5 protein-coding genes are annotated in these 2,773 nt (G+C 50.7%); all 5 read right to left on the bottom strand.

The window, feature by feature from the left end; all coding sequences use genetic code 11:
- The coding region (locus tag O9332_RS16695; protein ID WP_288026506.1) for an RRXRR domain-containing protein at positions 1-291 on the bottom strand (291 nt) is incomplete at its 3' end.
- 217 nt (positions 292-508) lie between these two features.
- A complete protein-coding gene (locus O9332_RS16700) occupies positions 509-1,759 on the bottom strand; it encodes a nif11-class peptide radical SAM maturase 3 (protein WP_288026508.1) in 1,251 nt (416 codons plus the stop codon).
- 16 nt (positions 1,760-1,775) lie between these two features.
- Entirely contained in the window at positions 1,776-1,979 is a 204-nt protein-coding gene (locus tag O9332_RS16705) for a bacteriocin (RefSeq protein ID WP_288026510.1), read from the bottom strand.
- A 113-nt stretch (positions 1,980-2,092) separates the two neighbouring features.
- Positions 2,093-2,395, bottom strand: coding sequence for a Nif11-like leader peptide family natural product precursor (locus O9332_RS16710; RefSeq protein WP_288026512.1), 303 nt, complete (start codon positions 2,393-2,395; stop codon positions 2,093-2,095).
- A gap of 265 nt (positions 2,396-2,660) precedes the next feature.
- On the bottom strand, positions 2,661-2,773 hold a 113-nt coding region (locus tag O9332_RS16715), incomplete at its 5' end, for a transposase (protein ID WP_288023764.1).

The raw sequence follows: 2,773 nt of genomic DNA on the forward strand, positions 1-2,773 counted from the left end.
ATTGTCCAGGCGCTCTCTTACTCGTTTAAAAGGAAGTTCTAAGTGAGCCTTCCAAAGAGTAAAAAGGGAGGATTGAACACCAATTCCAGAGAATAATTTCCCCGGGTCAATACCAATAGCAATCGGTTGGGTTTTACTATCGGAAGGTTCATCGATTAGCTGGACATAGAAAATATCTAAATCGTTGAATTTACCGATAGCTTTTCCTTCTTTAATCCACCGTCTGGCACGACTGGGTTTGGTGGGCATTAACGGTTTTCCCTCTTTTGAGATAACAGGAACTCTTGGCATGGAGATAATCCTTAAGAGTAAAGTTAAAGTCCCTTTCCGCAACACAATCAAGATGTCTTGTCTAACAACGCTTTACCAATAAAGCTTAGAGGTAATCCGAACTAGGGAAGTATTCGGAAGTCTGTGCCAGATTGTGTCTCGATGCGGTAGTCTCTACTTGCGTCGCCTAAATTGGTCTAGGCAAGCCCCGTCCCTTTTAGGGCGGGGTTAGTGACGGTTAGATTGTGGGGGTGAGTACGGGGGTTTTGTTTTGCCAGCTTTCCGGCCATTGGATCGCGTCGGCACTGAAGGCGAGGGGATCATTGGCTAGGGGAGAATGGAAGGGTTCTTCTACCAGCGCGAATTGGCCGTTATCGAAGGGAATTCCCGCTGCAGGGCGATCGAGGTAGAATCTCTCTCGGATTCCCCGTTCCGCTTGTTTTAAGGCCCGGTGGTGACAGTAGGGGTTATTGCCGCGGCGATCGAAGAAAACATGAGCAGTCCAACTACAACCACCGCGGCAGAGTTCGGCGAACTCGCAGGTTTTACAGAATCCCCAGAGATGATCGGTTCCCTTCGGGGTTCCCGCACCGAGGTTGAAGCGCAGTTCTTCGGCCTCTTCGATAATCTGGCGCAGGGAGCGATCGCGGATATTGCCCCCGGTATAGGCTGCGGTGGGAAGGGAGGGACAGCCTTTGATCGCTCCGTCGGCCTCGATACCCAGTGCCGCCAGTCCGGCACTACACCCCTGCCAGAATGTCCACGCATCCCCTCCCCGCAATAAACGTTCGTAGGGGCCGTAATAGCCGATATTGTTGCCCGGTTGTACGTCTACCCCCTCGCGTCGCGCTCGGTCGGTGACACGGGCGACCATCGGGTATAGTTCTAGGAGTTCGTAGGGTTGCAGGAGAATTTCCGAGTTATCGGCGGCGTTCCCCATCGGGACGGTTAACTGGATCTGCCAGGCAAATACGCCCGCATCGCGGATTTTTTCGTAGATTCGGGGAAATTCGGGAGCAGAAAGACGATTGATCTGGGTATTGCAACCGAAGGGGATACCGGCTTGTTTGAGGTGGCCCATGGTGCGGAAAGCCCATTGCCAAGAACCGGCTTTCCCCCGCAGGCGATCGTGGGTAGCCTCTAATCCGTCCACGGAGACGGAGACAACTTTGATCCCCGCGTCTTTCATCTTTTGGGCGGTGTCGAGGGTGATGCCGTAGCCGCCGGTGGTGACACCGCAGATCATGCCGGCGTCGGTAATCGCCCGGGCGATATTGAGCCAGTCTGGACGGAGGAAGGCTTCTCCCCCGATCAGGGTGACTTCTTTGATGCCCACTTCGGCCAGTTGACGGACGAGATCGATCGCTTCTTCGGTGCTGAGTTCGTGGCTACGGGTATGGCCGGCGCGGGAACCGCAATGCTGACAGGCGAGGTTACATTTTAGGGTAATTTCCCACACGGCGTAGCTGATGCGACGGTATTCGGTCATTGGAATTATCCTCGATTTAGGCGTAGTAAGTACGACCGCCACCGCCACCGCTGGTCGAGCCGTATACTTGTTGCATCCGTCCCCCGATGATCGCTTTTAAGTCTTCTTCGGTTAGGGTTTTGAGTTCGTCATCGTTAGCGATTTCGTCCAAAACCTTTAAACGAAAATCGGGATCGGTTGCTAGTTTTTCGGTAAAATTCGGGGTGCGATCAAAAGACATGATTAGCTCCTTACTAGGTTTAATACTCGATAAAATTTATGCGTCGGTTGGAATTATAAATCCACGAAACTATCTGCCGGTAATCCGTACATCGGTCGAACGATTCTGTCGTCCTATAGTAGATCGCGATTTGCTGGCCCACCATACAACATTATGGGACCCCGAAAACTGCCGATAAATCCACCTGCGACCGCCGCTAAATCTTCCTCGCTTAAATCTTTAATTTCTTCATCGGGGCGATCAGACTCTAGAATTCGTGTGGTGTATTCCTCGAATTCCTGTGGTGTGAAATCGAACCCCGCAGCTTTGACGATCTCGCTGCATTCTTCTTTGCTATTCACCGATTGGATTCGGGAACGGAAGGATTGATCGGAGGCGACTTTTTGATAAAAAGCGTGAACTTGTTCGAGAGCCATAAGTTAACTCCTGTTAGAATTTGAGAGTGATGGGAGGATACGGTGGGTAGATAAGCTGTTCAGCATTTAAATTGCTTGTGGAGATGAGGCACTCTTGCAAGAGGCAACACCCCCCAACTCCCGCGACGGGGGAGATTCAACTAATCTTCCGTCATCAAAAAACCACTAAGCTTCATACCGGCAATTATACGACGAGTATCAAGCGCGCCTTCGACCGCTACTTTAATCAGGCTTATCCTGGCTCTTCGTTACCCTTTATGCTAAATCAACATACAAGATGCCAAGATAACATACTTCTAACCCAAAAATTCCGAAAGTTTCTCAAGCCATAGCCTCTCCGTTTTATTAGTTTAAGTTTATTGTTGATTCCCTCGACCA

The sequence above is a fragment of the Microcystis sp. LE19-10.1B genome, assembly GCF_027530565.1.
Classification (GTDB): domain Bacteria; phylum Cyanobacteriota; class Cyanobacteriia; order Cyanobacteriales; family Microcystaceae; genus Microcystis; species Microcystis aeruginosa.